The sequence below is a fragment of the bacterium genome, assembly GCA_026398675.1.
Classification (GTDB): Bacteria; RBG-13-66-14; RBG-13-66-14; order RBG-13-66-14; family RBG-13-66-14; genus RBG-13-66-14.
The window spans coordinates 1-6,560 of record JAPLSK010000100.1; the positions used below are offsets into that span (position 1 = coordinate 1).

At 67.2% G+C, this 6,560-nt stretch carries 6 protein-coding genes and 1 pseudogene; all 7 read right to left on the reverse strand.

All coding sequences use genetic code 11. The features are described 5' to 3' along the window. On the reverse strand, positions 1–1,084 hold a 1,084-nt coding region (locus NTW26_02230), incomplete at its 3' end, for a M20/M25/M40 family metallo-hydrolase (protein ID MCX7021091.1). Positions 1,085–1,112: 28 nt separating this feature from the next. Further along, entirely contained in the window at positions 1,113–1,571 is a 459-nt protein-coding gene (locus tag NTW26_02235) for a hypothetical protein (GenBank protein ID MCX7021092.1), read from the reverse strand. A gap of 85 nt (positions 1,572–1,656) precedes the next feature. Further along, a complete protein-coding gene (locus NTW26_02240) occupies positions 1,657–2,805 on the reverse strand; it encodes a cation-efflux pump (GenBank protein ID MCX7021093.1) in 1,149 nt (382 codons plus the stop codon). Positions 2,806–2,808: 3 nt separating this feature from the next. Further along, positions 2,809–3,369, reverse strand: a complete 561-nt coding sequence (locus NTW26_02245) for a hypothetical protein (protein ID MCX7021094.1) — start codon at positions 3,367–3,369, stop codon at positions 2,809–2,811. 382 nt (positions 3,370–3,751) lie between these two features. Then, positions 3,752–5,197 carry a PQQ-binding-like beta-propeller repeat protein gene (locus NTW26_02250; protein ID MCX7021095.1) on the reverse strand — a complete coding sequence of 482 codons (1,446 nt, stop codon included), beginning with the start codon at positions 5,195–5,197 and terminating at the stop codon, positions 3,752–3,754. Positions 5,198–5,237: 40 nt separating this feature from the next. Then, positions 5,238–5,495, reverse strand: a pseudogene (locus NTW26_02255) (endonuclease domain-containing protein). A 149-nt stretch (positions 5,496–5,644) separates the two neighbouring features. Beyond that, on the reverse strand, positions 5,645–6,560 hold a 916-nt coding region (locus NTW26_02260; protein MCX7021096.1), incomplete at its 5' end, for a hypothetical protein.

Here is a 6,560-nt window from a genome sequence, read left to right on the forward strand (position 1 = left end):
TCAACCGACGCGGGGGCTTTTTCCCGTACACTTTGTCGCGGGCTCCGGCCTGGGCGTTCGCTACCTCTGAATCTGCGTGACAGACGACGGCGGGGGCGAGCTGGAGCCGCCGCACCACGAGGGTCAACCCCTCCTCGGCGGGGAGGGCCTTCCGGGCGCGGGCCTCGATTTCGGCCTGGACCCGCTCCGGGTCCTCCTCGGGCAAGAGGCGGCGGTCCACGGTGAAGGAGACCTTCCCCGGAATGACGTTGACCTTCGCCGTCGCGCTGGTGATTTTCCCGCCGAGGGTCATCGCGCCGCGGGCGTCCTCGGGCCGAGCGACGGGCAGGTCGCTCTTTGCGGCGCAGAGCTCGGGCTCCGCGTCCAGGAGACCGCGGGCCACGGCCACGGCCCCGGCGAAGGCGTTGACCCCCTCGTAGGGGCGGCTGGCGTGCCCCGAGCGGCCCCGGACTTCAATCTCCAGCCAGAGGACCCCCTTGTTGGCGATGGTGAGCGCCGGGCCGGAGTGCCCCTCGAACAGGCCGGCGTCCGCCTTCAGGACGCCTCGTCCCGCCAGCCATCCGAGGCCGCAGGCCCCACCCGATTCCTCGTCGGGGACGTAGCTGAACTCGAGGTCGCAGGACGGCTCGAGCCCGATTTTATTGAGGGCCGCCAGGGCGGCGAGGTGGGCGGTGATGGTCCCCTTCATGTCCCCGGCGCCGCGGCCGCGCAGCCACTCGCCGTCGCGCCCGAGCACGAAGGGGTCCCGCGTCCAGCCCTCGCCGGGCGGGACCACGTCGTAGTGGCCGTTGAGGTGGAGGGTCTTCTTCCGGCCGAGGCGGAGGCGGCCCAGGAGGTTGGGCCGGGGGAGGCCTTCCGATTCCGGGTACAGCCGGCGCACCTCGGCCTCGGTGGGGAATAGCACCACCAGACCGATTCCCAGCTTCTCCATCTCGGCGCCCAATTCCGCGACCAGGCGGTGATACTCCCGTCCGGGGGGGTTGACCGTGGGCACGGCCACCAGCCGGGCCAGGAAGTCCTCGGACCAGTCCCGGAGCCCGACGAGGGCTTCCTTTAGCGCCTTTTCTTTCATCCGGTCAATCATCGCCGTTTCCGGGGCGGGTCGGCCCCGCTCATTCGGGATTGTGGACCTCGATGACGCCCGCGACATCGCCGGCCCGTATTTTGCCCACGGAGGCGAACCCCTCCTCGGTGACTACGCCTGAGCCCTTGGCCGGAGTGCCGGTGGGGACTTTTATCGGTTCGAGATTGAACTCCGCATCGTCCCAGAGGACCTCGCCGCCGGCATCCAGGAGCTCCGCCGTCACGTGGACGTTGTAGAGGTTCCGCCCGCCGGTGTTCTCCACGCGGAGCCGGATTTCGGGCGCGGGGCCCTCCCCGTGAATCTCCAATCCGGTGACGGTGACCTCGCCGGGCAGATCAATGGTGTCGGGGTCTATGCCGTAGGCCTCGGCCGTTGCCCGGTCCGCCTCCTCGGCCGTTTCCCGGGTCCATTTATCCACGTTGCACAGGATGACCAAAATCGCGGCGAGCGCGAGGCCCAGGGATACGAGGGTCCCGAGGAAACGCATGGGAACCTCCCCTTCTATGGTAAGGGAGTATATCAAAAAAAACGGCACGGGTGCGCCGCGCCGATCGCCCGTGCCGGAGCCTGGGTCAGTCTTTATCCCTCTCGGAGTCCAGGTGGACCAGGACCGCATCCACACCCTCGAGCTCCTCGAGGCAGCGCTTCACCTCGTCGGCCACCCGGTGGGCGTCGGTGAGGGGGAGGCCGCCGTCGAGCTCGACGTGGATGTCCAGGGCCACCCCCGAGGCGCGTCGGTGGAGCCGGAGGTCGTGGAAACCGGCCAGCCCGGGGATGGTGCGGCAGGACTCCTCCACGGCGCGGCGGATTTCGGCGTTGCGCCGGCCGTCCAGAAGCTCCGGCTCGGTCAGGGGCTCGACGTGGACGAAGACGCTGCCCAGGCGCGGCAGGTGCTTGTGGAGGTTGGCCTCGATGAACTCGGTGATGCGGTGCGCCTGGAACACGTCCATTTCCGGATCCACGGCGATGACGAGGTCCGCCACGGTGAGGTTGCCCATGTGCCGGGCGCAGATGCGGCGGACGTCCCGGACCCCCTTTACCTCGGCGGTCAGCTCGCCCATCCGCTCTCGGAGTTCCCGCTCGACGCCGGAGTCGATGAGCTCCCGGGCGGCGTTCAGGATGATCTTAAAGCCCACCACCCCGATCATCAGCGCGACGATGATCGAGCCCACGGGGTCGAGGAAGTTCCACTGCGGGAGGAGGATGGCCCCGACGATGGCGACGAGGGCCACCACGCTGGAGAGGGCGTCGGAGCGGTGGTGCCAGGCGTTGGCCTCGACGGCTTTCGACCCCGTTCTGCGGGCCACGCGACGCGTCCAGCGGAAGAGCCATTCCTTCACCACGATCGAGACCAGGGCCGCGACCGCGGCGATCCAGGACGGCACGGTGGGCACGGGGTGGTGGATCTTCTCCAGCCCCGCCAAACCCAACCAGACCGCGACGCCGATGAGGATCAACCCCAGGATGAAGGCCGCCATAGTCTCGAAGCGGCCGTGGCCGTAGGGGTGTCCCTCGTCGGCGGGCCGGTCCGACAGCCGGATGCCGAAGAGGACGACGACGTCGGAAACCAGGTCGGATAAGGAGTGGACGGCGTCGGAGACCATGGCCGCCGAGTGGCCGAGGATGCCGGCGGCGAACTTGGCCCCGGTCAGGACCAGGTTGATCCCGGCCCCGATCCAGGTGACACCTTTCTTGGCGCGGCTATCGGCGACAGCGTCCATTCGCTACCAGCCCGGAGGCGGACCCCAGAGACCCAGCAAGTAGTCCAGGGTCCCGGTGGTCCAGATGAGGTTCATGATGTGGAACCAGAGCACCGCTCCGGAGAGCCCCAGTCCCACCAAGCCGGGCAGGAACCCGCGGAACCAGCCCTTCCGGAAGTTCAGCACCGCCACCAGCCCCACGATGAGCCCGGCGATGCCCAGGGGCCAGGAGAGGACCAGGACGAAGGGGATCAAGTACAGGAAGAAGGCGCCCACGCCCAGCCCCAGGCTTATGAATCCGAAGAAAAGCCCGGAGACGTCCAGGCTGATGTTCACCTCTTGGGTGATCTTAGACCACCAGCCACCCCCGTGTCCAGTGTCCATCCCCGCCTCCTCCGCCGGGTGTACGTGCCCGGCGTCGTGGGCGTCCGTGTGCCTGCGGCTGGAGTCCATCCCGCGTTTCATTTCCCGGAAGCCGGTGCGCATCCCCCGCATCCCCGCGTCCAGTCCCTTTCGCATCGCCCGCACGCCCGCGCCGACGGCCGTGGCGATGTCGGCCGCGGGGTCTTTTTCCTTCTCGTCCATGGCGGACCTCATGTTTCATTCCGGCCCGGGGTCGGCGCCGTTCGGCGAGCCGGTCGGCGATTACGGGCTCGTCCACCCCCTTCGGTGGCTCCGCCCATCCTTTCCCCGCCGGAGGATTTCGTGAAGTATTTTAGCTCGAATGATTAATAATTTCAAGCGATAAATTAATTATTTTTATATTCACTTTTAATATCTGCACGAGGCCCCAGTATCCGTTCACCCCCATTGAACATCAAGGATGCGGCCCCACCCGTCGTCGCCGGCGAAGGGGCTTCGCCCCGTTTGTCGTCGCCCTCGCCCCTAACCCCCATCCTCGGCGGCGGACTTCACCGCGTACAGATACCCGTCGGGGGCTTCGCTCCGTTTGTCGCCGCTCTCGCCCCTAATCCCCATCCTCGGCGGCGGTCGTTACCGCGTACAAATACCCATCATCACTGGCGAAATAAGCCATCCCCCCGCCGCAGGCCGGGTCCGACAGCACGTGCTGCTTGGCCGCGTAAGCCCAGACCACCTTCCCGGCGCCCGCGTCCAGGCAGTAGAGGCTCCCGTTGGCGCTGCCGATGTAGAACACGGCCTCGGCCGCCTCGGGCTTCGCCGGCCAGTCGCCGGACTCGATCCAGCGCGCCGGCTGCGAGACACAGAACCCCCGCCCGTCGGTCAGCTTCCCCGCCACCACGCCCCCGGCCTCCACCGTGTTCGTCGTCTTGTGCCGCCAGCGCTCCCCCCCGGTCATGGCGTCCAGGCAGTAGATGATGTGGTTCAGGCAGCCGAAGTACACCCGCCCGTCGAACACCACGACCCGCGACCGGATGCAGTTCCAGTAGTCGGGGTCGCGGTAGCGCCAGAGCGCCTTCCCCGTCCCGGCGTCCAGGCACCGCAGCCAGGTGTCGTCGGAGCCGAAATAAACCTTCCCCTCCCAGACGTAGGGCGAGCTGTATACCCGCCCTTCCGTTTCGAACTTCCACTTGGGCGCGCCGGTGGCGGCGTCCAGGCAGTAAAGCCACCCGTCGAGCGACCCGACGAACACCTTCCCCCCGGCTACGAAGGGCGTCGAGAAGACCCAGCCGCCGGTCTCGTAGCGCCAGACTTCCTCCCCCGTGGCGGCGTCCAGGCAGTAGACGTCGTGGTCGTAGGAGCCGAAGTACACCCGCCCGTCCGCGTAGGTCACCCCGCCGCCGACGTAATGCCCGGTACCGAAGCGCCAAAGCCTTTTCCCCGTCTGCGCGTCGAAGCACCACATGGAGTTGTCGCAGCTCCCCACGTACACCCGGCCGTCGGCGACCAGGGCCTCGCCTATCACCGGCCCGCCCGTCGAGTGCTTCCACAGCCCGTGGCCCGTCCCGGCGTCCACGCAGTACACGTAGCCGTCCTCGGACCCGAAGTAAACCTTCCCCTCGGCGTAGAAGGGCGAGCTGGTCAGGGAGTCGCCCTCCTGGAACTTCCAGACGAGCTCCGCCCGCCCTGTCGGAACCTCGGGGATCCCCCCGAGCCCCCGGGCGAAGACGGCGAAGAGGGCGGCCATGGCGAAGGCGATGACCGTCACCCCGACGAGGATGCCGAGACCGATGATGATGTAGCGCCCCGGCTGGCGGATGCGCTTCTTCTTGGCGAACTCCTCGGTGCTCAGGTTCCCGAGTTCCGCTTCGTGTTCGAGGTGGCTCTTGAAGGGCTCGACGTCGGCCAGCGGCCGCCAGTCGAAGGCGGACATGTCGTAGACCTCGTCCGTGGGCGAGAGCTCGCGGAGGTCGAGCATTTTCAGAATTTTGCGCGCGGTGCGGGCCGGTTCCGGCGCCCCGTACGCCCGCACGATGAAGATTATTGTATACATCCGTATTCCAAAACCGGATTACATTCATTCCCATCTCTTCAAGTTGCTCTGTTCTACGTTTATCGTGGAGTATCTTACTCTCCTTAGCGTGTCCGCCGCCGTCGAGCTCCACGACCAATCCGGCCTCCGGGCAGTAGAAATCGAGGATGTAGCCTTTCAGCGGATGCTGGCGGCGGAACTTGGCGCCTAATAGTTGGCGTTTTTGCAGGCACCTCCAAAGTTTAGATTCCGTATCTGTCTGTGATTCCCGCAGCTCACGACAGCGTTGGAGGAGCTCAGGGGGAAGCTTGCGAGTCATCTTTACCCCTCACCCCAGCCCTCCCCCCAGAGGGGGGAGGGGGTAGGGTCTCACCCCAGCCTGTAAGCGCGCTTCCCACCAGAGGGGAGAGGGAGCTGCACCCCTCACCCCGGCCCGTAAGCGAGCTTCCCCCCAGAGGGGGAGGGAGTTTACTCCGCCCTCGGGCCCCAGTCGGGGTCGTTGCCCGGGCAGACCTCCCGCGCGTCCCCGGTCGCCAGGTCCAGGGCCCAAATGCGGTGTATCACCGGGGGAGGCGCATCCGACAACGCGGGCCCGCCCTCGACCGGCTCGTTGGTGTTGTAGAAGATGCGGCCGTCATCCGTGAAGCACGGGTACACGCAATCGGCATCGGAGAAGGTGACCTGAGTGGGGTTCCCCCCGTCGGCGCCCAGGAGGTAGATGTCGAAGCTCTCCGCGCCTTGGAATTTCGCGCTGACGGCGATGCGCGACCCGTCGGGGCTCCAGCAGGGGTCAATGATCTCGGCCCCCAGGTCGGTGAGCTGTTGCAGGGTGCCGGTAGCCACGTCGGCGAGCACCAGCTCGATGACGGCGGGGTCGCCGTAGGAGGACTGACCGTAGCAGAAGAGGATCGCCTCCCCGTCCGGGCGCCAGACGGGCCACCGGGCCCAGTCCTCCAGATCGCTCAGACGGTTGCGGTTCCCCCCGTCGGCGTCCATGAGGAAGATGTCGGGCAGGCCGTCGTCGGTCGCCATGGAGCTCCAGGCGATGCGCTCTCCGTCGGGGCTCCAGGAGGGCAGGCCGTCCCAGTCGGCGTTTTCGGTCAACCGCGTGAATCCGCTCCCGTCGGTGTTGACGGTGAAGATGTCCCAATCCTCTTCCGTGTTGGCGGCGAAGAGGATGCGCTCCCCGTCGGGGGAAAGGTCCACCACCAACCCCAGCTCGTCGGGGCCGACGGCGTCGGTGACCAGCCGGGCGTCCGTGCTGTCGTCCGCCGCGAGGTAGAGCATGCCGCCCAGGTCGTAGGCGATGACACCGGCCGGGGCCGCGGCGGCGGACGCCAGGACGGTGAGCACGATTAGCAGCTTGTTGGTCATATGCACCCCT

Bases quoted from the DNA above. Each gene is read 5' to 3' on its own strand.
- NTW26_02235 (MCX7021092.1), bottom strand. From the start codon at position 1,571: ATGCGTTTCCTCGGGACCCTCGTATCCCTGGGCCTCGCGCTCGCCGCG.
- NTW26_02240 (MCX7021093.1), bottom strand. From the start codon at position 2,805: ATGGACGCTGTCGCCGATAGCCGCGCCAAGAAAGGTGTCACCTGGATC.
- NTW26_02245 (MCX7021094.1), bottom strand. From the start codon at position 3,369: ATGGACGAGAAGGAAAAAGACCCCGCGGCCGACATCGCCACGGCCGTC.
- NTW26_02250 (MCX7021095.1), bottom strand. From the start codon at position 5,197: ATGTATACAATAATCTTCATCGTGCGGGCGTACGGGGCGCCGGAACCG.